Annotated in this window: 19 protein-coding genes; 15 read left to right on the top strand and 4 right to left on the bottom strand. The window is 70.1% G+C overall.

The window, feature by feature from the left end:
* Window positions 1–34: 34 nt before the first annotated feature.
* Complete coding sequence (locus Pla133_RS05540) at window positions 35–1507, top strand: hypothetical protein (RefSeq protein ID WP_145063304.1); 1473 nt, start codon at window positions 35–37, stop codon at window positions 1505–1507.
* Between the two features lie 22 nt (window positions 1508–1529).
* Window positions 1530–2636, top strand: a complete 1107-nt coding sequence (locus Pla133_RS05545) for a threonine aldolase family protein (RefSeq protein ID WP_145063306.1) — start codon at window positions 1530–1532, stop codon at window positions 2634–2636.
* Between the two features lie 58 nt (window positions 2637–2694).
* Here the strand turns inward: Pla133_RS05545 and Pla133_RS05550 are convergent, their stop codons facing one another.
* From Pla133_RS05550 to Pla133_RS05560, 3 genes are all read right to left on the bottom strand, one after another.
* Window positions 2695–3597 carry a hypothetical protein gene (locus Pla133_RS05550; RefSeq protein WP_145063308.1) on the bottom strand — a complete coding sequence of 301 codons (903 nt, stop codon included), beginning with the start codon at window positions 3595–3597 and terminating at the stop codon, window positions 2695–2697.
* A 122-nt stretch (window positions 3598–3719) separates the two neighbouring features.
* The gene (locus tag Pla133_RS05555; RefSeq protein ID WP_145063310.1) at window positions 3720–5918 is read right to left on the bottom strand and encodes a sigma-70 family RNA polymerase sigma factor; all 2199 of its coding nucleotides are present in this window, start codon (window positions 5916–5918) and stop codon (window positions 3720–3722) included.
* 94 nt (window positions 5919–6012) lie between these two features.
* Window positions 6013–6480: a DUF1579 family protein gene (locus tag Pla133_RS05560; RefSeq protein WP_145063312.1), complete on the bottom strand. Its 468-nt coding sequence runs from the start codon at window positions 6478–6480 to the stop codon at window positions 6013–6015.
* Window positions 6481–6929: 449 nt separating this feature from the next.
* Between Pla133_RS05560 and Pla133_RS05565 the strand changes: the two genes are divergently transcribed.
* The 12 genes from Pla133_RS05565 (at window position 6930) to Pla133_RS05620 (ending at window position 23232) form a co-directional block, all read left to right on the top strand.
* Complete coding sequence (locus Pla133_RS05565; RefSeq protein WP_145063314.1) at window positions 6930–7715, top strand: hypothetical protein; 786 nt, start codon at window positions 6930–6932, stop codon at window positions 7713–7715.
* Between the two features lie 137 nt (window positions 7716–7852).
* Window positions 7853–9094 (top strand): hypothetical protein, encoded by a 1242-nt coding sequence (locus Pla133_RS05570; protein WP_145063316.1) that lies wholly within the window; start codon window positions 7853–7855, stop codon window positions 9092–9094.
* Complete coding sequence (locus Pla133_RS05575) at window positions 9091–10128, top strand: enolase-like domain-containing protein (protein WP_145063318.1); 1038 nt, start codon at window positions 9091–9093, stop codon at window positions 10126–10128. The genes Pla133_RS05570 and Pla133_RS05575 overlap by 4 nt, the downstream gene beginning before the upstream one ends.
* Before the next feature lie 266 nt (window positions 10129–10394).
* Window positions 10395–12332, top strand: a complete 1938-nt coding sequence (locus tag Pla133_RS05580; protein ID WP_145063320.1) for a hypothetical protein — start codon at window positions 10395–10397, stop codon at window positions 12330–12332.
* A 167-nt stretch (window positions 12333–12499) separates the two neighbouring features.
* The gene (locus Pla133_RS05585) at window positions 12500–13786 is read left to right on the top strand and encodes a coiled-coil domain-containing protein (protein WP_145063322.1); all 1287 of its coding nucleotides are present in this window, start codon (window positions 12500–12502) and stop codon (window positions 13784–13786) included.
* 404 nt (window positions 13787–14190) lie between these two features.
* On the top strand, window positions 14191–17271 hold the full coding sequence (locus Pla133_RS05590; protein ID WP_145063324.1) for a TonB-dependent receptor: 3081 nt from the start codon (window positions 14191–14193) through the stop codon (window positions 17269–17271).
* 50 nt (window positions 17272–17321) lie between these two features.
* On the top strand, window positions 17322–18131 hold the full coding sequence (locus Pla133_RS05595; protein WP_145063326.1) for a DUF3450 family protein: 810 nt from the start codon (window positions 17322–17324) through the stop codon (window positions 18129–18131).
* Between the two features lie 20 nt (window positions 18132–18151).
* Entirely contained in the window at window positions 18152–19783 is a 1632-nt protein-coding gene (locus tag Pla133_RS05600) for a MotA/TolQ/ExbB proton channel family protein (protein ID WP_145063328.1), read from the top strand.
* A gap of 5 nt (window positions 19784–19788) precedes the next feature.
* A complete protein-coding gene (locus tag Pla133_RS05605; RefSeq protein ID WP_145063330.1) occupies window positions 19789–20544 on the top strand; it encodes a MotA/TolQ/ExbB proton channel family protein in 756 nt (251 codons plus the stop codon).
* A 42-nt stretch (window positions 20545–20586) separates the two neighbouring features.
* Window positions 20587–21000: an ExbD/TolR family protein gene (locus Pla133_RS05610; protein ID WP_145063332.1), complete on the top strand. Its 414-nt coding sequence runs from the start codon at window positions 20587–20589 to the stop codon at window positions 20998–21000.
* A 7-nt stretch (window positions 21001–21007) separates the two neighbouring features.
* The gene (locus tag Pla133_RS05615) at window positions 21008–21676 is read left to right on the top strand and encodes an energy transducer TonB (RefSeq protein WP_145063333.1); all 669 of its coding nucleotides are present in this window, start codon (window positions 21008–21010) and stop codon (window positions 21674–21676) included.
* Between the two features lie 11 nt (window positions 21677–21687).
* Window positions 21688–23232, top strand: coding sequence for a tetratricopeptide repeat protein (locus Pla133_RS05620; protein WP_145063335.1), 1545 nt, complete (start codon window positions 21688–21690; stop codon window positions 23230–23232).
* Window positions 23233–23262: 30 nt separating this feature from the next.
* Here the strand turns inward: Pla133_RS05620 and Pla133_RS05625 are convergent, their stop codons facing one another.
* The gene (locus tag Pla133_RS05625; RefSeq protein ID WP_145063337.1) at window positions 23263–24507 is read right to left on the bottom strand and encodes a tetratricopeptide repeat protein; all 1245 of its coding nucleotides are present in this window, start codon (window positions 24505–24507) and stop codon (window positions 23263–23265) included.
* A 230-nt stretch (window positions 24508–24737) separates the two neighbouring features.
* Here Pla133_RS05625 and Pla133_RS05630 point away from each other — a divergent pair, with 230 nt between their 5' ends.
* Window positions 24738–26192 (top strand): SGNH/GDSL hydrolase family protein, encoded by a 1455-nt coding sequence (locus tag Pla133_RS05630; protein WP_145063339.1) that lies wholly within the window; start codon window positions 24738–24740, stop codon window positions 26190–26192.
* Window positions 26193–26203 lie beyond the last annotated feature (11 nt).

Raw genomic sequence — 26203 nt, forward strand, 5'->3', positions numbered from 1 at the left:
TTCACGCTCTGGCAGGCGGGGCGTCCGCCCGAGCATGCGCCATTTCATCGCCCCCGCCGTGGTCGCCGCCGCGCTCTTGGCCCCCGACGTCGCCGCCCAGATCGGGCTGACCGTCGCCGATCCGCACCTGGGGACCAGCTCCGGCCTCGGCGCCACCCTGGACGCCTGCATTGGCTCCGAGCTCGACTTCCAGCTCCAGGGCCCCTTCGGCCAAGTGGGCCTGCTCGCCATCTCGGGCAACCCGGCGGCACCCGGCGGCGGCATCCCCGGCGGCTTCCCGCTGGTCGTCGATCCGACCACGGCCATCTTCCCGGTGGCCGGGCCCTTCAACGCCCTGGGCCACCTGAACTGGTCGACGCCCCTGCCCGTGAGCCTGCCGGCCGGGGCCAACCTCTACTGCCAGGGCGCGGGGATCGAGCCCGCGACCGGCGCGCTGTCCCTCAGCAACCCGGTGGTGCTGACCACCTTCCTGCCCGAGCCCGGCGACCTGCCGCTGCTCTCGCCGGGCACCCACGTGGGCCTGATCTACAGCGATCCGCCCCTCTCGGCCTTGGCCGTGATGGACGCCGCCTGGAGCGAGTGCCTGGCCGCCGGCGTCGACGGGTTCGAGCTCGCGATCTCCTGGTCCGACATCGAGGTCGCGCCCGGCATCTACGACACGACCTACCTCGACACCCTCTTGATCCTGCTGCAGATCGCGGGGCTCGAGACCTTCCTGAACGTCGCCACGATCGACACGGTCAACTTGTCCCTGCCCGCGGACCTGGTCGACCCGAGCGATCCCCAGGAACTCGCGCCTGGCCTGACCTGGGACCACCCCCTGGTCGTGCTGCGCTTCCGCGAGGTGCTCGACCGCGTGGCGCCGCTCTTGGTGGAGCGCGACGGCTTCTTCCTGTCGGTCGGCAACGAGGTCGACACCTATTTGGGCTCGAGGCCGGAGCAACAAGTGCCCTACGCCAGCTTCGTGGCGGCGGCGGCGGACTACACCCACCAGCTCGAGCCCAAGCTCGGCGTCGGCTCGACCGTGACCCTGAACGCACTGTTCCAGACCCCCGCGCTGTTCGAGCTGCTGCGCCAGGTGGGCGACAACGTGCCCTTCACCTACTACCCGGTGAATGGCGACGGCACCGTGATGGACCCCTCGGTCGTGCCCGGCCACATCGCGGCCATGGCCGCCGCCGTGGCGCCGCGTCCGCTGATCCTGCAGGAGCTCGGCTACCCCTCGGGCTGGCAGCAGTTGGGGGGGATCGGCTCGTCACTCGAGAGGCAGCGCCAGTTCGTCGAGAACGCCTTTGCGGCATTCGCGAGCGCGGGCAACGTGCGCTTCGCGTCGTTCCTGCAGCTCGGCGATTGGGGCCCGGCCGAGCTGGCCCTGTTCCAGCTCTACTACGGCATCACCGACCCCCTGTTCCTCGAGTTCCTGGGCAGCCTCGGCTTCCGAGAGCACTTCACCGGCGCCCCCAAGCCCGCCTACGACCAGTTCCTGTTCGGCCTGGCCGGGCTGTAGCGCCCGGTCTAGGCTGCGGCCCATGCCCACCGACGAAGCGCAAGGGATCCTCGATCGCCGCGCACAGCTACGCACCTCCGCCCGGCGCCTGCACGGCCAGGGACGCACCCGTCCCCACGAGCTGCTCGAGGCCGCCGCCGCCTGGTGCCGCGAGCACGAGGTCGAGTGGGACCACTACGGCCGCGGCGCGATCCTGCAGGACTTCGAGGCCAAGGTCGCGGACCTGCTCGGCTTCGAGGCGGCGCGCTTCATGCCCTCGGGCACCATGGCCCAGCAGATCGCCCTGCGGATCTGGGCCGACCGGGCGGGGAGCTCTCACGTCGGCATGCACCCGACCGCCCACGTGGAGCTGCACGAGGAGCGCGGCTACGCCCACCTGCACGGGTTGCGGGTGAGTCTGGTGGGGCCCGAGCGCACGCCGCTGTTGGCCGAGCACCTGCGCGGCCTGTCCGAGCCGATCGCGGCGCTGCTGGTCGAGCTGCCGATCCGCGAGGCGGGCGGTCAACTGCCGACCTGGGACGAGCTCGAGCAGCTCAAGTTCGCCGCCGCGGAGCTCTCGGTGCCCCTGCACCTGGACGGCGCGCGCCTGTGGGAGTGCGGGCCGGCCTACGGCCGCGCCCTGTCCGAGATCACGCGCGGCTTCGCCTCCTGCTACGTGTCCTTCTACAAGGGCATCGGCGCCCTGCCGGGCTCGATGCTGCTGGGAGCCAAGGACTTCGTCGACCAGGCCGCGGTCTGGCAGAAGCGCCACGGCGGCAACCTGTTCAGCCTGGCGCCCAACGCGGCGACGGCGGCGATGCGCCTCGACGAGCGCCTGGCGCGCATGCCCCTGTGGCTCGAGCGGGCGCGCTCCATGGCGGCGACCCTGAATGCCATCGACGGTGTGCGCACCCTGCCCGACGTGCCGCACACGAACCTGTTCCACCTCTACCTCGACCTCGACGCGGAGCGCGCCCTCGCCGCCCGCGACGCCGTCGCCGAGCAGTGCGGCATCTGGCTCTACGAGTCGATCGAGCCCGCCGACCGGCCCGGTACCTCGCGCTTCGAACTCTACGTGGGCGACGCGGCGATGGCGCTGAGTGACGAGGAAGTGGGCGAGGCCTTCGCGATGCTGTTGCAGCGCGACTGAGGCCCCGCCCATTTGACATCCAGGGCACGGCGCTCAGGCGACGGTGCCCGAGCGTCGATCACGGCGAAACCGCGCGCAGGCCGTTGCTGGCGGCGACGCCGAAGGCACTCGCCGGATCGACGACCCAGGCTTGCACGAACAGCTCGGACCCCGGCGCAAGGGCCGCGGGCCAGACGAAGGGCGTCGACGCCGCGCCGCTCCCGTCGACGGTCGCCGGCGGCAAGAGGAGCTGCGGCGTCGGCACCAACAGCCCGCCGAACAGGGGCAGGGACAGCTCCGCCGTGCCCACGACCATCACCGCTGGCGCGCCGGGCAGGGCGCCGGTGAGCGTGACCGCGCCGGGCTCCGCCGGGCATAGGCTGCCGGTCCCCGCGAGCAGGGGCGTGCCGACGCTGCCGGGGACCGCACCGCCCAGGTCACTCCAGGGAGCTGCGGGGTCGCCGAAGGGACAGTCCGCGAAGAACAGGGTCAGGCGCAGGTCGGTGAACTCCCCGTCGAGGGGGCCGTAGCCGTCGCCTCCGCCGGGCAGGCTGAAGGGCGAGCCGCCGGTCCAGTGCAGGAACCACGACCACAGGGGCGTGCCCGGCGGCGGCGTCACGAGCCCGTTCAGGGCGCTGGTGTGGAACGACTTGGTGAAGGTGCCGGGACCGCTCCAGCCTTCGAGATCGCTCGAGAAGCCGTCGAGCCCGGTGGGCAGATCGAAGGTCAGCCCCATGGACCAGGGCCCGGTCTCGTGGACCACCAAGGTCGCGTCGATGCGCGCGTCGACGATCTCGCCGACTTCGCTGGAGACCACCCAGACCTCGCCCGCCACGGCGAAGGGGGTGAAGGGGGAGAGGTCGAAGACCAACTCCTTGCCGGCCGCGTCTGCCACGGCGGGTAGCAGGGCGACGGCGGCGGCGGCCGTGAGTAGGCGCGCGGTGGAGGACTGAACGAGGCTGGCGTTGCGGCGATTCGACACGTTGCTCTCCTGGGCTGGGATCCGGGTCCGGTCAGGTGGCCGGACGACGACCCTTGTTAGCGCGCCGAGGGGCGAATGTTTCGCGAATGCGTCGTCCTGTTCGCGTGCCGCCCGCGGGGCGATCAGGGTGCGTCGAAGCGCACCAGGGTCTGCTCGCCCACGGTCGTCTCGATCTCGATCTCCTCCAACTGCTCGCCCAGGGACTCGAGGCGGACGATCAGAAGTCCGGGCGGTACGGCGACGGTGCGCGGAGACTCCGCGGAGACCGGCAAGCGGCAGTAGAGTCCGCCATCGGGTAGTTCGACGAAGACTCGTAGGCCCTCCGCGTCGCCCGCCTCGACGCGCAACTGTGCCGCGGGCAGGATCTCGACGCGTTGGTCGGTCAGCTCGTGACCACCGGCGATCAACACGCCGCGGCGCAGGCCGTACCACTGGTGGTCGAGCGAGTCGAAGCGCAGGGAGTAGCTGGAGGGGGCGAGGGTGGCGACGGCGAACTCGTCGCCAGCGAAGAGCGGGAGCACCACGCCAGCCGCCGGCTGGAGCCCATGCTCGTCCTGCAGGACATGCAACCAACCCTCCATCGACGTCTCGCTTCGCGGTTCGATCACGCTGCCCGAAAGGGACCCGCCGACGTCGAGGATCAACTCCACGTCGCGCGCCCCGGTCGCGACCCGCAGCGCTCTGAAGAGGCCGAACCCCGCGGGGGCTGCCACGGTAGTCAGGACGTACTCGCCGGGAGCCATGGCCTCGAGGCGAAAGCTGCCGTCTTCCCCGGTCTCGGTGGTGAAGCTTCCGGCGAGGTCGTCGCGCTTGGCCATCAAGGCGACGTCCGCCGCGGGGCTCCCGTCTGGAAACAGCACGCGCCCCGTGATCTCGTGGCCCTGGAACACTCGAACCGTGGTCTCGACCAGCGCGCTGCCGATGGGTACGTCGAGTGACTCGAGCACGGTCGCGGCCGGATGACGGATCCGCAGCCGATAGGGGGTGCCGTCGTCGCGGTACATGTCTTCGAAGATCCTCCCGCTTGGTCCGACCAAGTAGCGTCCCGGCTCGATCGGCTCGAACTCGAAGCGACCCTCGACGTCCGCGCTGCAGAGGATCGAACCATCGCCCTCGATCGCCCGACGCGCGATCTCGCTCGAATGCCGACCCCGTGGGCGGATCATCAGCTCCGCGTCGGGAACCGGTCGCCCGCTCGCGTCGACGGCGACACCCCGCACCGTGCAGTGCAACTGGACCTGCCAGCGAAGGGGGCCGTTCTCGCCAGCCGCGAGGCGCAGGGGTGCGGGCTCCGTCCGCCACAGCTCATCTCCGCGCCACAGGGCCAACTCCAAATCGCGGCCGGCGGGCAGCCCGGCGAGGGCGACGCGACCGTCCTCAGTGCTCGGGGCCGACCACTGGCGTCCAGACCCGTCGCGCAAGCGCAGCTCGAAGCCCGGTACCGGGTTCTCGCTCTCGTCGACGATCGTGCCCTCCAGTGTGGCGCGCGGAGTCGCGTCGGGCGTTGCCGGCGCGCCTGCGGTCCGCTCGGCCGGTCCGGGCTCAGCGATTGGCGCCAACTCGGACCCTGGCCGCTGGGGGACCATGATCGCGACGACGGTCGCGGAATCGGTTTCAGGGCGAAGCGACGAGGTAGGGCGATCCTGAGTCAGGAGCACCAGCCCGAGGACGACGACGGAGGTCAGGACTGCGGCACCGACGAGGATCTTCATCGCAAGAATGGGGAACAGGGGCGGGGACACCGACGCGACCCACGACGGTCGCCGAATCCCGGGGGATACCAATGGCGCGAACGCCCCGAGCCAACCCGCTTCGCCCCCGTCGCGTTCGAGCCGTTCGCGCAGGGCGGCGTGGGCTCGGTTGAGGCGACGACTGACGGTCTCGGGCGAGGTGCCTTCCCGGCGCGCGATCTCGCGCGGCGTGAGCCCCTCGAAGTAGCGCTGCAACAGCACGAGCCGGTGCCCCTCGCCGAGGGCCAGCACGTGCACCACCAAGTTGCGGTGGGCCTCGGCCTGGTCGAGCAGGTCGGCGTGGGTGGCGACGCGCTCTTCTCGCGCGACTTGCTCCTCGCGCCAGCGGCGGCGGTTGTCGGCGCGCAGACGCGAGCGCAGCTTGTTGCGAACGATCGCCGCCAGCCGCGCGCTGGGCAGGAGCTGCCCGCTCCAACCCTGGCGCAGGGCGTCCAGCAGCGTGTCCTGGGTCGCGTCCTCGGCCAGGGCGGGATCGTCGACCATGCGGCGCGCCAGGCGCAGGATCCACTCGCGCTGGCCGAGCAGGTCCAGGTCGGAGGGGTCGAAGGCGGCGGAGTGGGGTCCGTTCACGGGGAGTCTCTCGCCGCCGGGCGCGCAGACTGGACGGTGTATTCGCCGAAACTCGACGGGTCGCGGCGCAACGTCCCGCCCGCGCGGGCGGCTCTCAGTCCACCGCCGCGTACTCGCCGCGCATCAGCGTCGTCCACTCCCCGCCCTCGGGGGCCATGGCCATCTCGAACACGGTCAAGCCGTCCTCGAATGTGTAGGCGTAGCGGTGCTTGCCCATGGGCGAGGAGTTCTCGAACACCAACCGGTTGCCGTCGAACCCACCGCGTGCCGTGCCGCCCTTGCCGCCCATCGAATCGAACCAGTACATCAGGCACTCGTCCGTCTCCGGGTCGACCGAGTAGACCCCGTGGCCGCGGAAGGTGACCGCGCCCGAGTCGTCGGTCTGTTCGTACTCGGTGATGACGAAGAAGCCGTCGAGCATCCGTCCGCGGATCGCGCCGCGGCGGGTCTGGGGCTCCGGGCTCCAGGGCGAGGGCTGCATGTGCTCCGGTCCGGCCCAGTGGCCGGTCAGGGCGCCGAGGCGTTGGTGGAGCGGGCCGGGCGCGGGCATGTGGCTGTCCATGGGGATCTCCGGAGGTCGGGTGGGTGGAGTTCCGAGTCTAGTCCGGGGTCGAGGCGCGGGATCCAGATTGGGGCGCAGGGGCGCCTGGCGACCCGGGAGCGGACCCCGCGCCGCGCGGGCGCCGCTAAACAGGGGCGTGACCCTGCCGATCGATGCAAGCTAGGACGGTAATCCTTGCGGCCCGGTCCCGGGCCGCCTTCCACTGGCATTCGGAGAGAACGATGCTCACCAAGAAGATCACGGCCCTGGGCCTCAGCGCCGCCCTGATCGGCATGCTCGGCGCCCCGCCGACGCTCGCCGCGCCCGGGTGATGAACACCCCCCTCCAAGGGACCGAGTTCGGCTCCCAAACCTGCTCCCGGCAAGGGCCCGGTCGTCTCCGGTGGCGGGACACGACCCACGCCCGGACTCACCGGATCGACGCCTCCCGCTGCCACCACCCCGGCCCCGGTGCCCCTGCCCGTCACCGCGCGCGGACCCTCGGCCCGCACGGTGCTCAACATCGACTGGCAGTTCCCGGTCTGGAAGGCCCCCGAGGTCGCCGACGACGGTGACACGGTCGCGCGCCAGGTGCGGCGCGCGCTGACGCGCGAGGAGGCGCTGGCCTACATCGCCGGCGACGACCCGCGGCCGCTCTTGGTCCTGCGCGAGTGCAAGGTCTGCAACGGCACCGACGCCGCGCTCCTGAAGTTCGGCGCCGAGAACGAGAAGACCTTCCTGCTGTCGACCTGGTTCCACTGCGTGAAGCTGCCGGTCGACGTGATGGAGCAGGACCATCCCTTCCACAACCTGTTCCAGGTCGAGCCCACCGAGCACCTGTTCGTGGCGACTCGGGACGGTGCGACGCACAGGGCGCTCGAGTCCGAGACGTCGCGTACGGAACTGTGGAAGTCGATGGGCGAGGTCATGAAGCTGACCTACGACGACAAGTCGGACTCTGCCCTGAAGGCCGTCGGCAAGCTGCTCGACAAGCTCGACGCCGCCGATGAGCGGTGGAACGAGTTGTCGGATCGGCGCGACGAGATCCTCGAAGAGGACGGCCCCGGATCGCGCAAGCTGCCGAAGCTCGAGGCCAAGATCGCCGAGCTCGATGCGGAGCGCGGCGAGGTCTTGAAAGAGATCGCCGAGGCCATGAAGCTGAAGCTGAAGGCGGTCGAGTTGGACGAGGCGGCGTCGAGTGCGGGCCCCGGGCCCGCGGACCCGCCGGGACCGAGTCCGCCCGGCGGCGCTCGCTAGCCGAATGACTCGCCACTGAAGGGGCGGCGGGCGCATGCGCTCGCCGCCCCGAGTCGTAGCGGGGAGCCGCGTGGTGCGTCCCTGCCCCTTCGGAACCTGCACTTGGATCGACACAGCCGCACGCGATGACCGCGACCATGCCCCGCCACCGCTCGAACAACTACCTCCGGCTCGCTCTCGGTCTGGGCCTGGCCTTGGTACTGCACGCGCCGCTGGCGCCAGCGCAAGACGATGAAGGCGACGAAGAGGGGCGCGAGAAGTTCGCGCAAGTCGACCCCTACACCGAGGGCCAGCCGGAGGCCATGCAGGCCCTGGGTTATCGCTCCTTCGGGCCGTTCCTGTTCCTCGGCAACGACCGTACGGACTTCGTCCAGCGCGAGATGGGGGGCAGCCAGATGCTCTTCGTCGAGACCGAGCACTTCAAGCTCGGCTCGAGCCTGACGTCCTACGCCTACTCGGACGATCGCGAGGAGAAGAAGAAGCTCGCCGCGGAGGTCAAGGCCCTCGGCGAGCTGCTGGGCAGCAAGCTCAAGGCACCGCGCAAGAAGATCGACGGCTGGCTGCGCCTGCACCTCTTCGCCCGCAGGTTGGAGGCTTCCTACCAGCGCTTCCACGAGCTCTTCGGCATCGAGCCCGCGGACTACGAGGCCCAGGGGACCTACCTGGGCCAACCGAACAAGTTCGTGGTGGTGCTGTGTCAGCGCTCGAGCGAGTTCGGTCGCTTCGAGCGCCACTACCTGCAGGTCGAGACCCCGGTCAGCTACCGCTGGTACCTGGAGGGTGGCGGCATGGGCGTCGTCCTCGACGTCGAGGGTCTGGCCCAGCAGATGTGGGCCGACGACGAGACGCCCCTGGACACCGTCCTGCACTGCTTCGCGATCCAGGCCCTGGCGGGCAACTTCGCCAACGCTTACCGCCGCAACAACGGCGCCGGACCCTACTGGTTGGAGGCCGCCCTGGGGCACTTCGTGGTGCGCGAGGTCGATCCGCGCTGGGTCGCGTCCTTCGGGTTGCGCGAAGGTGGAACGATCGACGACGACGACCACGAGTGGTCGCAGCGAGTGTTGAACCTGGTCGGCAACGACTTCTACGCGTCGCTCGAGGACATGTTCGCCTGGCGCGAATACGCTGAGCTGAACCACCGCGACCACATGGTCGCCTGGTCGAAGCTGGAGTTCCTCTTGACGGAGCTGCAGGGCGACCGGCGCGGATTCCTCAACGCCGTCAGCGCGGCGGCGCCGGTGGGGGACGAGGCCCAGGCCCGCGCGGCCGCGATCGAGCGCCAGGTGGTGGCCCTCGAGGATTGCTTCGAGTTGACCCCGGCCGAGTTCGACGAGGCCTGGGCGAGCTGGGTCGAGAGGACCTACAAGAAGCGTTGATCGAGCGCGTCCTGCAACTGCCGCTCGAGCTCGAGCGCATCGACCTGGCTCCGCTCGAGATGCTGACGCCGTCCGGCTGGACCCGCCGCTCGACGGTCGTGCGGCTGCGCGGCGGCGGCGCGACGGGCGAGGGCGAGGACGTCACCTACGACGCCGCGGCCCAGGGCACCTTCCAGTCCGGCGGACTCGAGGCCCTGGGGGCCCTGGTCGGGAGTCGAACGGTGGGGGAGTTCTCGGAGCGCCTCACGCAGGTCGACCTGCACCCCGGTCCGGCCCGCGATCAGTGGTCGCGCCACTACCGCATCTGGGCCCTGGAGAGCGCGGCCCTGGCATTGGCCCTGACCCAGGCGGAGGTCGACCTGGGCCAGCTGCTCGGCCGGGAACCGCAGCCGGTGCGCTTCGCCATCTCGACCGGACTGGGCACGCCCCCGAGCCTGGCGACCCTCGAGCGCTTCCTGGACGCCTATCCCGAGGCGCGCTTCAAGGTCGACCTGGGGGCCGATTGGACCCGTGCAACGGTCGCGGACCTGGCGGCGCTCGGGCGCGTCGACGTGGTCGACCTCAAGGGCCTCTACCGCGCCGACTTCGCGGGGCCGCCCGCCGACGCCGAGCAGTACCGCTGGGTGGCCGAGTTGCTGCCGGACTGCTGGCTCGAGGATCCCGAGCTGACGCCGCGCACCCGCGCGGTGCTCGAGCCGCACATGGATCGCGTGACCTGGGACGGGGCGATCCACGGGCTCGCGGATCTGGACGGCCTCGAGCGCGCGCCGCGCTGCGTGAACCTCAAGCCCTCGCGCAGCGGCACCATCGCCGAGTACCTGCGGGTGGTGCAGGCCTGCGAGTCGCGTGGCATCGCCATGTACGGCGGCGGGCAGTTCGAGCTGGGGCCCGGTCGGCGGCAGATCCAGGCCCTGGCTGCGATCTTCCATCCGCGCGGCCCGAACGACGTGGCGCCGGGCGGCTTCAACCGCGCCGAGCTGCCGCGCGACCTGGGGCGCAGTCCCCTCGCGCCGCCGCGCTTCGCCGGCGCTTGAGGCTTCCTTTGCGCGGCCTTGAGGTTCGCGTTCGCGGTCGGGTCGAGAGCGCTTGAAGTCGTTGGTCGGCGCCGACTTCGGTCGTGTCGTGAGGGGGGGCGCAGGTCGTCACGGAAGCCTTGGGCGCGCTTGACCTTCGGTTGAGAAAGCGCCCCTAACCTGCCGCGCCAACGAGACGGGATCGGGCTCCGACCGAACCCGCCGAAGGAGGCCCAAGCGGCCCCCGCTCTGCTTCCCAACCCACGACTCCCCTGCCCCAAGCACACGTGAAGACCCTCACCACCATCTCCGCAGCCCTCGCGCTCGCCGGCGTCGCCAACGCCGCCGACGTCCAGGTCACGGCCGACATCACCACGTCGACCGTCTGGACCGCCAACAACAAGTACGAGCTGGTCGGCCAGATCTACGTCCGCAACGGCGCGACGCTGACCATCGAAGCCGGCACCGTGATCGCCAGCAACGACGGTGGCAGCCTCGCCATCACCCGCGGCTCCCAGATCTTCGCCAACGGCACGGCCACCGACCCGGTGATCATGACCTCGACCGAGGACGTGGCCACCTGGACCGGCGGCAACCCGAAGTCCGGCCAGTGGCGCGAAGGCGCCAACGAGTGGGGCAACCTCACCATCATGGGTGACGCCTACATCGCCGAGGACGCGGTCGGTGCGAACACCGCCACGCCGAACGCCAACAACGTCGCCAACATGGAGGGCCTCGTCCTCCAGCCCGGCCAGAACGCCCAGGACGTCCAGTACGGCGGCGGCGACGACGACTACGACGCGGGCACCCTCAGCTACGTGTCCCTGCGTTACGGCGGGCGCGTGGTCGGCCTCAACAACGAGCTCAACGGTCTCTCCCTGGGTGGCCTCGGTCGCGGCACCGACATCCACCACATCGAGATCATGAACAACGTCGACGACGGCATCGAATGCTGGGGCGGCACGGTCAACTTCAAGCACATCTCGATCTGGAACGTCGGTGACGACAGCTTCGACATCGACCAGGGCTGGCGCGGCCAGGCCCAGTTCGGCCTGATCGTCCAGGGCTTCAGCCTGGACGCCTCCCAGGGCTCGGGCGTCGGCGACAACGCCATCGAGCACGACGGCGCCGAGGACTCCGACTACCAGCCGGTGACCACGGGCCAGATCTACAACTTCACCGTGATCGGCCAGCCCGTCGACGGTGACGGCCTCACGGCCTGGCGCGACAACGCCCGCATGCAGTACCGCAACTGCATCTTCATGGACTGCGGCGAGAAGGTCGTGCGCTTCGACGGCGACGACGGCGACGGCGCCAGCGGCTACGGCCACAACGGCACCCTCGACTGGCTCTCCACCTGGAGCACCGCGGACACGGTCACCTCGACCGTCAACGCTCCGGCCAACCCGGCCGCGTTCTACCAGGCCCAAGAGGGCGGCAACCTGGCCGAGATCTCGGACTCGGTCTTCTTCCGGAACTTCAACTCGGACGCCTACACCGAGGCGATCAACGTCGGCGCCGTGACCAACGGCTCCGTCGGCGCCCAGGCCAACAACAACGTGATCGCCGACCTCTCGGCCTCGCCGATCGCCTCGATCGTGCGCCACAGCCCGCAGACCAAGGGCGGCAAGATCATGGTCCGCGTGGTCAAGCTCGACCCCCGCGCCACCAACGACGCCCTGGTCAGCGCTGGCTCCGCGCCCGCCGACGGCTTCTACACCCCCGCCAACTACCGTGGCGCCTTCGACTCGACGACGAACTGGGCGGAGGGTTGGACGGCCGCTGACGCCTACGGCTTCTTCGACGTCACCTCGGCCCAGGTCGCCCAGCGCACCAGCCCGAACAACGTCGCCGACAGCATGAACCTGACCCCGGCGCCGGTCCTCGGCGCGTCGGTCGCGTTCACCTTCGACCCCGCCGGCAACTGCGGCGTCTCGGCCGGCCAGCTGTACTTCCTGTACTACGGCCTGCCCGGTGCGGCGACCCCGCTGCCCTTCTTCTCGGGCTGCTCGGCCTTCCCCTTCGGCGACCTGCTGATCGGCCTGGTCGGCTCCAGCAACCTGGCCAGCGGCGCCTACACCGGCATCCCCGGCTCGGTGCCGGTGACCCTGCCCCTTGCCGGTGAACTCTGCGGCGCGACCCTGTCGGCCCAGAACATCTACGTCAGCCTGACGACCTTCGGCACCACGGCCGGCAACGCGGTCGACTTCACCTTCGGCATCTGATTCCGAGCCTTTGAAGACGGCCCGCGGGGGTGAACACCCGCGGGCCGATCCGGTTGCGCGGTCCTCGGCTCCTTGCCGCCGAGGACCGCGTCGGCCGTTGCCGGACCCTGACGAACATCCCTGGCCGAAACCCGCCGGGGCAACCGACTCCCAGCGACTCGATCGACATGCTGTCCCTGATTCACGGTTCGACCGCCCTCCTGCGCACGTGCGGCGCCGCCGCCCTGTTCCTGCCCCTCTTCGCCGGCCTCGCCCTGGGCGGGGTCCAGGATGGCGACGAGGTCCCGGAGTTCGCGAGCCTGGCCACCCCCGCGGTGGTGCTCGACGCGGACCTGCCGGTGGACGCCGAGCTGGCGCCGTTCCAGCTCGAGCTGCTCGGCATGGCCTTCAATGCCGTGTCCCAGCTCCCGCTCCAGCCGCACATCAAGAACCGCGCACTGGGGCAGCAGGCCGTGGTCGAGACCTGCCTGGAGCTGGGGCTGCCCCAGCGCGCCCTGCGCTACTCGCGCGAGATCCCCAACTGGCGCAGGGGCTTCGGCTTCGCGTCGCTGGCCTACTGGTGCGCCGAGCGGGACCTGCGCTCCGCCTTCGAGCGCTACGAGGACCTGGCCCTCGAGGTGGCCGAGACCGATCAGGACTGGCGCCGCGACCGTATTCGCGTGCAGGTGGCGCGGGCCCACGAGCTGCTGGGTGACTCGGCCCTGGCCGAGGCCTTGAGCGCCGACGCCATCGACGCCGAGGCGGGCAAGCTGCGCGCCGAGCGGGCCGCGAAGGCCGGCGGCGAGGAGTTCGAAGAGATCCTGGCCTTCCTCGAGGAATCCGCCCGGGTGCAGTCCTTCGACCTGACCGGGGCCGGGATCGAGGCCTGTCTGCGGCTCTTCGATCGCTTCTACGACGACGAGGAGCGCCGTGAGCAGGTGGTCGACGCGATCGTGGCCTCCTGGCGCGGCGTGCCGCTCGATCGGCGCATCGATGCCCTGGTGTCCCTGGCCGATGCATCCGTCGCCCACGGTGACGAGCAGCGTGCCCGCGCCTTCGTCGAAGAGGCCCTGGCCATCGTCGACGGCGGCAGGTGGACCCTCGAGCACGAGGTGCCCCTGCGCGCGCAGCTCGCCGCGGCGCGCTACCGTGCCGGCGAAGGCGACCGCGCCCGTGCGGAGGCCGCCGACACCCTCTCGCGCTACAAGGCCGGCCGCGAGGAGCTGGCGACCATGTTCCGCGCGCGAACCCTGCGCCCCTTGGCGGAGGCCCTGGCCGAGATGGGGGACGGGCCCGCCGCTGCGACGGTGTTCGAGCTGACCATCGAGGACGGCGCGCTCAACGCCAACTCGCGCCCGCGCGCCCTCGACCTGGCGGACACATGCCTGGCCATGGCTCGTCACGGTGTGGAGCCGAACGAGGAGTTGTGGCTGCGATTGCGCGCGATCCACGCGGGACTCGGCGATCCGTGGTGATCGGCAGTCCTTCGCCGTCGACTCGGAACACGAACTGCTGATCCAGGACACTCGATCGAGTCGCCGACCGCCCCGCGGCCCGTTGTCGAGATCCTCGACAGCGGGCCGCTCGCATGTGCGAGGCGTGTTCGCGCGCGCTGGCTTGACCCACTCTGCAAGGCCCATTGATCTGCGCTTGATCCGGCGTCTTTACAGTCCGCGCCCGATCGATGGAGAGGCCTTCATCGAGTCGACGAAACGCGCGCGACCCCAGCTCTTGACGAGAGCGACGCGCCGCCCTGGATCCACCCGGATCCCCCGAGCCCGGGACCTCCGCGCGCGCCGCGAGCGCTGCGAACAGGGTCCGGGGTCCGTCCCGGGTGGGCCGAAATCCGCCCGCCCCCCCAAACGTCCTCCCCCTAGGCGTGCATTCACGAACCGTGTTCGTTCGGCTGTCCACCTGCGTCCAGCGCAGCAAAGGAACGGCCCTGTGGAGCCTCGGCCTCGCGCTCTTGGCCGCCGTGGAGCTGACCGCGCCGCTCTCGGCCGCCAGTCAGGACGGCGCCGGCTCGGTGCGCGGCACGGTCCTCGACCGCGACTTCGAGGCGCCGTTGCAGGGAGCCACCGTGCTGGTGGTGGAGACGGGCGCCCAGGCCGAGACCAGTAGCCAGGGCACCTACCTGCTGTCGGAGCTGCCGGCGGGGACCTACACCCTGGTGTTCTCCAAGGACGGCTACGTGCGCCAGGTCAGTACGGTCGCGGTCGGCGCCGGTGCCCTGACCGAGGCCGACACCGCGCTCAAGGGCGACTTCACCGAGATGGAGGAGTTCATCGTCCAGGACGTTCTTCAACTGGGCGGCGGCGCGGAGCTGGTGCTGCTCGGCCTGCGCTTCGAGAGCTCGTCGCTGATGGACTCGATCGGCTCGGAGCTGATGAGCCGCGCCGGCGCCAGCGACGCCGCCAGCGCCTTGCGACTGGTCCCCGGCGCCACCGTCAAGGATGGCAAGTCGGCGGTCATCCGCGGCCTGCCCGACCGCTACATCAGCTCCCAGCTGAACGGAGTGCGACTGCCCTCCGCCGACGCGGAGAAGCGCGCCGTCGACCTGGACCAGTTCCCCTCCGCGGCGATCGAGAGCATCCAGGTCTCCAAGACCTTCACCCCCGACCAGCAGGGTGATGCCTCCGGCGGCGCGGTCAACGTGGTCCTGAAGGGCGTCCCGGACGAGTCGATCCTGCAGTTCAAGGCCCAGGTCTCGAGCAACACCAACGTCTACGGTCGCGACGACTTCCTGACCTACGCGGGCGGCGGGGTCGACGCCTTCGGCGTCAACGCCGGCAACGACGTGCAGGGCGAGAACATCGGCGGCGACTGGGACGGGGCCGTCGGTACCTCACGCGGCAGCGCGCCGGCCCAGTACAAGCTCGGCGCGGCCATGGGCGGCAGCCGCGACCTGGACTCCGACTGGCGCATCGGCGGCTTCCTGGGCCTGTTCTACGAACGCGACAGCAGCTTCTACGACAACGGCATCAACGACTCCTACTGGATCGACGGCGGTCCGGGTACGCCCCTGACCCCCGAGGCCAAGCAGGGCTCGGTGGGGGACGGCGACTTCAAGACCGCCCTGTTCGACGTGACCAAGGGCTCGGAATCCGTGCGCTGGGGCGGCCTGGCGACCTTCGGCGTGACGTCCGAGCTGAACACCATCGGCCTGTCCTACCTGTACTCCCGCACGGCCGACGACACCGCGACCCTGGCGGTCGACACGCGCGGCAAGGAGTACTACGTCAAGGACGTCCTGGGCCAGCCGGACTACGACCCGAACGATCCCATGGATCCGGGGCACAACACGAACAACATCGATGCCGCGCCCTACCTGCGTAGCCAGACCCTGACCTACACCGAGCGCTGGACCGGCTCGCTGCAGCTCTCCGGTCAGCACTCCCTGGGTCGCGACGAGCTGGGCGAGGCCGCTGGCGCGTCCTTCGGACCGCCCGAGCTGGAGTGGTCTGCGGCCCTGAGCTCGGCCAACCTGAACCAGCCGGACAGCCGCCAGTTCGGCACCTTGTGGAAGCCGGCCTCCTTCAAGCCGGGGATCCCGGGGATCATCCCGGACATCACCACCGACCCGGTCTACGCCCCCTTCAAGCCCGGGGCGAACATCAACTTCGGCAACTTGCAGCGGGTCTTCCGGCGCATCGAGGAGAACAGCGAGCAGCTCGCCCTCGAGCTGCGCTTCCCCTTCGAGCGCGGCCAGGGGATGGACGGCTTCATCGAGTTCGGCGCCTACGACGACAGCGTCGAGCGCAAGTACGACCAGGACACCTTCACCAACCCCGGCGACTCCGGTGACGAGTTCGTGGCCGGCTTCGACGAGTTCTGGAGTGACGCCTGGCCCGACGAGATCGACCACGCGATCATCGCCTCGGATACCGACGTCGACTACGACGGCCAACAGGACATCTTCGCCTGGTACGGGATGGTCGACTTTCCGCTGGACGACCACTGGAGCCTGATCGGCGGCGCGCGCTTCGAGTCGACGCAGATCGGAATCCAGAACCTCCCCGAGGCGGACGTCTTCTGGGTTCCGCCCGGCAAGGACGCGCTCGAGGTCCTGACGCCCGGCGCGGCGGACGTGGACTTCCAGCGGGACGACATCCTGCCCGCCCTGGCCCTGGTCTGGGAGCCGTCGGACCGCTGGACCCTGCGCGGATCCTGGTCCCAGACGATCGCGCGCCAGACCTTCCGCGAGCTGACTCCGATCATCCAACAGGAGTTCGTCGGCGGTCCGATCTTCATCGGCAACCCGAACCTGGGCATGAGCTCGCTCGAGAACTGGGACCTGCGCGCGGACTTCCGGCCCTACGAGGGCGGCCTGCTGTCGGCTTCGTGGTTCTACAAGGACATCGACGACGCGATCGAGTTGATCCAGGACCTGTCGCCCAACGGCTTCAGCTTCACCACGCCGGTCAACTACCCGAAGGGGACGCTCAGTGGCTTCGAGTTCGAGGCGCGCCAGGACCTTGGTCGCTACGACCGCGACCTGAACGGCCTGACCGTGGGCGCCAACGCGACCTTCATCGAGTCCAACGTGATCCTGCCCAGCGAGGATGCGGCGGAGTTCGCGGACCTGGGTTTCCCCACCGAGCAGCGCGACCTCCTGAGCGCTCCCGAGTACCTCTACAACCTGTTCCTGACCTACGACGTCGAGGGGCACGGCACCCAGATCGGCCTGTTCTACACGGTGCAGGGCGACACGTTGGTGGCGGGCGCGGGCATCAGCAACAACAACTACGTGCCCGACGTCTACGCCAAGCAGGTGGGAACCCTGAACCTGAGTCTGCAGCAGCCGATCTCGAAGTCGGGCGTGCTGCGGATCCAACTCAAGAACCTGACCGACCCGGCGATCCAGGAGGTCTACCGCTCGCAGTACATCGAGGGCGAGCAGGTCAAGACCTCCTACACCCGCGGCATCGAGGTCTCCCTGGGCCTCAGCTTCTCCTTCTAGCTAGCCCTGAGAACACAGAGAGCTCCGCGCCAGGCGCGCGGACCACGACCATGAACAACACCACACAACAACGCCCCGGTTTCCGCAGGATCACGATCGCCTCGGCGGTCGTGACCGGCTTGGCCGCCGCCGCCCTCGTGGGCGCCGCGGTGCCCGTGCAGGACGGCTCTCAGCTGGAGAGCACGCGCACGGCCCTGGAGAGCTGGGTCCAGACCCGCCGGCTGATCTCGTCCGAGCGCGAGCAGTGGCGTCTGGGTCGCGAGCTGCTCACCAGCGAGGTCGAGCTGATGCGCGACTCGATCGCGTCGCTGGACGAGGATATCGCCGCCGGTCGGGCGCAGATCTCGGAGACCGACACCAAGCGCGAGGAGCTGGTGGCGACCCACGAGCGGCTGAAGGAGTCCTCCGCCGGGCTCGCGGCCGGCGTGGAAGCTCTGGAGGGCCGCGTGCGTGAGCTGCTCGTGCGCCTGCCCGATCCGGTCCTCGAGCGGGTGCGGCCCCTGATCCAACAGCTCCCCGAGGCGGGGGCCGAGACCAAGCTGGGCCTGGCCGAGCGCTACCGCAACGTGGTCGGGATCCTCGACCAGGTGGGCAAGTTCAACCGCGAGATCTCCGTCACCAGCGAGGTGCGCGAGCTCTCGAGCGGCAACAGCGCCGAGGTCTCCGCCATGTACCTGGGTCTGGGCCAGGCCTACTTCGTCACCGGCGACGGCAAGTCGGCGGGCGTCGGGCGGCCGACCGCTCAGGGCTGGGTCTGGACGCCGCGCGACGACGCGGCCCCCGAGATCGCGGCAGCGATCGAGGTCTACAAGCAAGAGCGGCCGGCGTCCTTCGTGCGCTTGCCGATCCAGGTCGACTGACGCGCGCGGAGCCAAGCACCATGGACATGCAACACAACGTGGGCGTCCTCGCCCTGACCCTTGCCGCGCTGCTGGCGCAGGGCCCCCGGGCCACGGCCCAGGTCGACCTCACCACGGACGCTCCGCCGGTGGGCGGCTTCGTGGAGGCCGCCGAGTCGATTCAAGCGGAGCTCGAGTCGAGCGTCGCCGAGTTGGAGGCCCTGCAGACGCGGATCGTCGATGAGAAGCTGCCGCTCAGCCGTGAGCTGGCCGAGCTCGAGCAGCGACGCCGCGACGCCCGCGCCGAGTTCGACCAGGTCTCGCGTACCCTGGCCACCCGCGCCCTGGACCTGACCCGGCTGACCGGGCAGATCGAGGACCTGGAGGACGAGACGGCCTTCCTGTCGACGCTGCTGGTCGACTACATCCGCAATTTCAAGGCCTCGCTCCACATCGCCGAGCGCCAGCGCTACGAGGAGGTCCTCGAGGCCGCGGGCCTGGCGCCGGAGAACGACGCGCTGACCAAGCAAGAGGTCTTCCTCGAGCAGTCGCGACTGCTCGACGAATCCATCGATCGGCTGATGGAGGCGGCCGGCGGCACGCGTTTCGACGGTCGCGCGGTGGGTAGCGACGGGCTGGTCGAGAACGGCACCTTCCTGCTGGCCGGGCCCCTGGCCCTGTTCCGCTCGCGCGACGGGCGTCAGGTGGGGACGGTCGAGGACCTCGCCAAGTCGACGCAGCCGCGGGTGGTTGCCTTCGAGGAGCGCGAGGATGCGGCTGCGGCCGAGGCTCTGGTCACCGCTGGCGGCGGCCTGTTCCCGGTCGACACGACCCTCGGCAACGCGCACAAGATCGCGGCCACCGAGGAGACCTTCATCGGGGAGCTCGAGAAGGGCGGCACGGTGATCTGGCCGATCCTGGGCATGGCCACCGTGGCCCTGGTGGTCGCGATCTTCAAATGGCTGTCGCTCTCCTTCGTGCGGCGTCCGTCGAAGGCGCAGCTCGCGGGGCTGCTCGACGCAGTGCGCTCGCGCGACGTCGAGGCCGCCGAGCGCCAGGCCCGCAAGATGCGCGGCCCGGTCGGTCGCATGTTGGCAGCCGGCGTGGAGCACCTGCGCCAGCCGCGGGAGCTGATCGAGGAGGTCATGTACGAGACCGTGCTGACCACGCGCCTGCGCCTGAACCGCATGCTGCCCTTCATCGCGATCTGCGCCGCCTCGGCGCCGCTGCTCGGTCTGCTGGGCACCGTGACCGGCATCATCAACACCTTCAAGCAGATCACGCTGTTCGGATCCGGCGACGTGAAGATGCTCTCGGGCGGCATCTCCGAGGCGCTGATCACGACCAAGTACGGCCTGATCGTCGCGATCCCGTCGCTGATGTTGCACGCGTTCCTCTCGCGCAAGGCGCGAGGGATCGTGGGTGAGATGGAGACCTCGGCCGTGGCCTTCATGAACGAGGTCAGCCGCATGCCGTCGAAGCGCCGCGGCGGTTCGTCGGGCGGCGACGGCGAGGACTCGGTGACTCTGATGCCCTCGGACCCCGAGCTGGTCCGGCGTCAGGTGAGCGAGGTGCTGAACGACCTGCTCGGCCCCCTCGTGGACGAGAGCGAGGCCGCGGGCCGCTCGTCCGGCGCAGGTCGCGTCGTGCCCCCGGCCTCGAGTCGTAGCTGAGCGCCATGGACGAGTTCTTCCAACGCGCACTCGGTCAACTGGGCCTGATCTGGCAACAGGCGATCGACATCTGGACCCAGGGCGGGCTGGCCATGATCGCCATCGCGGTGATCGCGCTGGTGATGTTCGCCATGGGGGTGCACGTGCACCTGCGCCTCGAGGAGACCGGCTTCCAGTCGGTTCCCGAGCGCACCTGGCGCGACTGGATCGACCACCCGGCCCAGCGTCGGGGTCCGATCGGCGACCTGCTCGACCTGGTCACCGGGGGGTCTTCGATCGAGGAGACCGCGGTGTTCTTCAAGCACATGCGCGCCACCGAGACGATCCCCTTCGAGCGCGACTTGAAGGTGATGAAGATCTGTGTCAGCGCCGCGCCGCTCGTGGGCCTGCTCGGGACGGTCACCGGGATGCTCTCGACCTTCGGCGCCCTCTCCTCGGGCGGCGGCGGCGACAAGACCATGGGCATGGTCGCCGCCGGCATCTCCGAGGCTCTGATCACGACCGAGACGGGACTCGTGATCGCCCTGCCCGGGCTCTTCTTCCAGTACCAACTGCGGCGCCGCTTCGAGGGCTACAAGGCCTTCCTGGCGCACTTGGAGACGGTCTGCACCCAATCCGTCTACCAGCGTACGCACCGGAAGGTGAAGCAGCGCGCCCGTCGCGAGGCCCTGGCGCGCGTGGCCCAGACCCTGCGGAACAGCCTGTCCGCGCGTGCGGCCGCTGGGAGCGCCGCCGGGACCGGTGGCGAGGCCGCGGGCTGAGCGCCCTCCGAGACACCAACGACCAACCAACGAGCACTGACCATGGGACGTTTCAGCGAATCCATCGCGGACGACGAGGGCGAGACCGGCATCGACATGTCGCCGCTGATCGACTGCGTCTTCATCCTCCTGATCTTCTTCATCGTGACCACGGTCTTCGTGGAGGAGACGGGGGTCGAGGTCGATCGCCCGGAGGCGGCTTCGGCCTCGCAGCTCGAGAAGACCAGCCTCTTGATCGCTCTCACCGCCGCAGGCGAGATCGTCTACGACGGGCGCAACATCGGGATCGGCGGCGTACAGCCCCTGGTGCGTCAGATGCTGCAGAAGGATCCGGTGCCGATCATCGTCCAGGCGGACAAGAACTCCGGTTCGGGCCTTCTGGTGCAGATCATCGGCGAGGCCAAGGCGGCGGGCGCCGAGAAGGTCAGCGTCGCGGCTCTGGCCACGGGGGGCTGAGGGCGCCATGGTCACGGAATCCCGCGACGTACCCCTGCGCGAGCGCCTGTCCCATGGCGTCCAGGTCCTGATCGGAGCCGTGGTCTCGACCACGGCGATCTTCTTCGTGCTGCCGCTGCTGCAGGCGATCACCGACCGCGCGCCGCGCGAGAGTCGCATCGAGGCCTTCGAGGTGGCCGAGGTGCCGCCGCCCCCGGCACCCGAGGAGGAGCCGCCGCCGCCGGAGGAGGAACCGGAGGAAGAGCCGCCGGAGCTCGAGCCCGAGCGGCAGCTGCTGGATCTCTCGCAGCTCGAGCTGGCGCTCAACCCGAGCTTCGGCGACGGGCTGCTGCAGGGCGACTTCGAGATCAAGCTCGGCGGCTTCGGCCAGGGCGGCGCCGACGTGGCTGAGCTCTTCTCCCTGGCCGACCTCGACCAACGTCCCCGCGCCGTCTACCAGACCCAGCCGGTGCAGGACGCCAAGACGCGGCGCCTGGCGCCCGCCACCGTCTACATCATCTTCATCGTCGACGAGCAGGGGCGCGTGGAGAACCCGCGCGTGCAGTCGTCGCCGGACCCGGCCTTCGAACGGCCTGCGCTCGCGGCCGTGCGCCAGTGGCGCTTCGAGCCGGGCAAGCGCGGCGGCCAGCCGGTGCGCTTCCGCATGCGCGTCCCGATCACCTTCCCCAAGTCCTGAGGCCAAAGACCATGCAACGACTCCAAACGACCGTCTCGCGCAGCGCCGCGGGGCAGACCGCGACCTCGGGGCAGGGGCGCCTGGTGGGCATCGCCGCGGGACTCGCCTGCCTGCTCGCCTCCTGCGCGGGGACCTCGACCCAGGTGCGCGACTTCGCGCCCCTGGCCCAGGCTGCTCCGCGCGGGACCGCCGCGGCCTCGGTTCCGACCGCGGCGGCACTGACCCGCGCTTCCGTCGGAAGCGCGGTGGCCGCGATGCCCCAGCGCCGTCTGGAGCTGCCCCTGTGGACCGACCCGAAGTTCCAGCGGCGCTTCACCGAGAGCTACATGGCCCAGACCGAGGTCGAACCCCGGCTGACCGAGCTCGAGCGCGAGACCATGCAAGAGTTCCTCGACCTGATGAGCGCCGACAAGGTCGACCAGGCGGCGACCTTGATGCGCGAACAGCGTGGTGACGCCTCGAGCGCGGTGTTCGACTTCTCCCTGGCGAACATCCACTTCCAGGCGGACGAGCTGAATCAGGCGGCGTCGGCCTACGAGGCCGCGGTCGAGAAGTTCCCCAAGTTCCTGCGGGCCTGGAAGAACCTGGGCCTGGTGCGCGCGCGCCAGAGCGAGTTCTCCCACGCGGCGGCGGCCTTCACCGAGGTGCTGGAGCTGGGCGGCGGGGACGCCACGACCTACGGCCTCTTGGGCATCGCCCGCATGAACCTGGGCCAGGACATGGCCGCGGAGTCGGCCTTCCGCATGGCCACCATGCTCGATCCGGTCACGCCCGACTGGCGCATGGGGCTGGCGCGCTGCTTCTTCAACCAGAAGCGCTTCGCCGAGGCCGTTTCCCTGACCGAGTCGATGATCGCGGAGGACCCCGATCGCGCCGAGCTCTGGCTCTTGCAGGCCAATGCCTTCATCGGCCAGGGGGACGCCGGCCACGCCGCCGAGAACTACGAGCTCGTCGACCGTCTGGGCGGGTCGACCGTCGGTAGCCTGACCACCCTGGGCGACATCTACGTCAACGAGAAGCTGTTCGACATGGCAGCGGACGCCTACGCCCGGGCCCTCGACATGGACCTGTCCGGTGAACTCGCCCGACCCATGCGAGCGGCGGGCATCCTCGCCGCCCGCGGAGCCCTGGAGCCCACCCGCGAGCTGATCGGGCGCATCGAGTGGCGCTTCGGCGATGCATTGGACGACGCGGGCCGCGTCGAGCTGCTCAAGTTGAAGGCACGCCTGTCCCTGATCGAAGGCGCAGGCGACGAGGAAGCGGCGATCCTCGAACAGGTCGTGGCCCTGGACCCCTTCGACGGCGACGCGCTGCTGCTGCTCGGCGACCACGCGCGCCGCAACGACGATCCGCAGAAGGCGATCTACTACTACGAACGCGCCTCGAACTTGGAAGAGTTCGAGGCCGAGGCCAAGGTGCGCCACGCCCAGGTCTTGGTGGACAGTGGCGACTACGCGCCGGCCCTGCGCCTCTTGGAGCGGGCCCAGACCCTGCGCCCCCTCAGCAGCGTCCAGGACTACTTGGAGCGCGTGGACCGCGTCGCGAAGAACCGCTGAGCGGCCGAGTCGTGCACGCCCGCCCGCGCGTCATCTCCCGGCGCGCGGGCGCCAGTTCGATGCGAAGTACTCGCCGTCGATGATCTGGTCGGCCGCGATCCGGGCGCGTAGTGAGTCGCGCCGCTCAGCCGCATCCGCGTCGCCAGCGTGGGTCGCGACGGTGTACCAGCCATAGGCGGCGATCGGGTCCTGTTCGACGCCGCGGCCGAGCTCGTACATGGAGCCGAGCTTGGTCTGGGCCTCGACCAGTCCGATGTCGGCGGCGGACCCGATCCAGCGCGCGGCGAGCTGCTCGTCCCGCTCGAGGAAGCGGCCCTGCAGGCACATCAGTCCGAGGTTGTACTGGGCCACGGGCTGGCCGCTGGCCGCCGCCAGCTCGAGCCAAGCCGCAGCCGCGCCGTCATCGGGGGACGCGGTGCGACCCGCGAGGTGCATCAGACCGAGGTAGGTCTGGGCCGTGGTCAGGTCTGCCTCGGCAGCGACCGTGAACCAGTGTTCGGCCGCGGCGTCGTCGGGATCGGTGCCCTGACCGAGGTAGGCCATGCGACCGGCCTCGAGGGCGGCTTCCGGCGAGCCGGCGTCAGCGGCGCGGGAGAACCACCGGAAGGCGGCCTCCTCGTCCGCGGGCAGACCACGCCCTTCGGAGTGGGCGCGGGCCAGGCGCAGCTGGGCGTCCACGTCTCCCTGCTCGGCGGCCAGGGTGAACCAGCGGGCGGCGACGCTCTGGTCCTGGCGCACGCCGACGCCCTCGTCGTGCATCGAGCCCAAGAGGCGCTGGGCCTTGGCGTCGCCCTGCTCGGCGGCGTAGGCGATCAGCTCGTGGGCCTGCTCGAGGTCCCGGGGCCCGGATTCGCCCAGCAGCGCCATGACCCCCAGGTTGCAGCGCGCCGGGGCGAAGCCCTGCTCGGCGGCGCGGCGGAACCACAGGCGGGCCTGGTCGAAGGACTGCTCGACACCCAGGCCTTCGTAGTAGAGCAGCCCGAGGTTGGTCTGGGCCGGGGCGTGGCCCTGATCGGCGGCCTGGCGGTACCACAGGGCCGCGCGCTCGGGATCCACGGCCACCCCGTCGCCCTGCTCGTAGGCCAGACCGAGCAGGAACTGGGCACTGGGGTCTCCCTTGCGGGCTTGGGGCACCCAATTCACCGCCGACGTGGCGCTGCCAGCCTCGGAGACGGGGAGCCAGCCGCCGGCACCCGACGAGGCGCAGGCTGCGAGGGCCAGGAGGGCGACCGGGGCGGCGGGACGAAGCAGGCGGAAGGGGGTGGTGCGGGGCATCTTGGGCCTATCGGAGTCGATCGCGGCTGCGGTTGAGGCGCCACCGGTGTCCGCCGAGTCCCGAGTTCCCCCTGTGGTTCCGGCCGCCGATTGCTGCTGCGTGAGGGAGATTGATCTGGGGCGCGCCCAGAGCTGGCCCTGTGAGCCTTGCGGGTCCGGCCGACGTCGGAGATCATCGAGGCGTCTGTGCCCCCCATCCCGACGGACGAAACCTGCCCCCGAATGGATCGATGACCGCCCAGCCCCTGCCCAAAAGCTGTGCCCTGCTCGCGCCGGCGCTCCTCGGTCTCGTCGCCGGTTGCTCCGGTCAATCAGACAGCTCCACCTTCCAGGCGGAGTTCGTGCCCGAGACGACGTCGGTCAGCGTGCCGTCCCTGCCGGTGACGCCGGTCGGTCCCGTGGGTCCGGCCCTGCCGACTGCTCCCCTGTGGGGCTACTCGGTCAACCCGGGCTTCGTCGTCTACCCGCCAGGGGACTTTCGCATCCTCCCGCTGGGGGACTCGATCACGATCGGTTTCGGAGGCATCGCCGGCTATCGCTTCCCACTCTGGCTGCTGCTCGGCGCGACGGGCTTCAAGGGGGTCGACTTCGTGGGCGCGTCCACGGCGGGCTCGCCGATCTTCGTGCCCGATCCCGAGCACGAGGGTCACTCCGGTTGGAGGGTGCGCGACTTCTCCGATCACAGTGGCGGCGGGACAGGGCCCGACTCGACGATCGAGTTGATCCTGGCAGCGCAGAAGCCGCGGGTGATCCTGCTGCACGCCGGCACCAACGACCTGTGGAGCACCCTCGATTGGCAGGACGCGCCGGGCGACCTGGGTGAACTGCTCGATCGCATCGACGCCTACGATCCGCGCGTCGTCACCGTCGTCGCCAAGATCCTGCCCACGATCAACGACCCGGTGAACCTCAGCGTGCACTGGCTCAACGACCGCTTCCACGAGGTCGTGTACCAGCGCTGGCTCGCGGGGCAGAACGTGCAGCTCGTCGACATGTCGGCTGCCTGCCCGGTGCTGTCCACGGTCGACGGGGTGCACCCGGATCCCTATTGCTACAACGCCATGGCGCTGACCTGGCTCAGCGCCATCAGCTCGCTGGGTTCACCGGTCGAAGCACCCGCGGTGCAACAACCGTTCATTCCGGGCGTGGTCGCGTCGGCGACGTCGGAAGAAGTCAGCTACGCGGCTGCCTTGGCCGTCGACGGCAGCGGACTCAACGCGGAGCTGCACGACGACGAAACGGTCGCGCCCCTGGCCTGGCGCTCCCAGCCCTTCGATCAGGTGGTCGTCGATGGTCCCGATGTCCTCGGTCCGTCGGGCGTCCCCGAGACATTCACCCTGGACCTTCCCGCCCCCTACGACGTGGTGCAGGTCGAGCTGTGGAACGGCCGCAACGACGAGATCGTTCCCGGCATCGAGTGGAAGAACCTGGAGTCGATCCGGCGCATCGGCGTCGAGACGTCGGTCGACGGCGTCGTTTGGGACGACCGCGGTGAGCTGGCCCTGGTCCAGGGGCCGCCGCGCGACGTGGTTCCGCCCCAGGTGATCGACGTGGATTGGCCCGGGACCCTGGCGGTGCGCTTCACCGTGCTCGCGACCTACGCCAAGCTGCCCTTCGGCCAGACCCACGTGAGCAGCGCGGTTTCACTCTCCGAAGTGCGCCTGCGCGGCACGGCCGCGCCCTGACGCAGGGGTGG

Origin of the sequence: Engelhardtia mirabilis (genome assembly GCF_007748095.1) — a bacterium.
Lineage (GTDB): Bacteria > Planctomycetota > UBA1135 > UBA1135.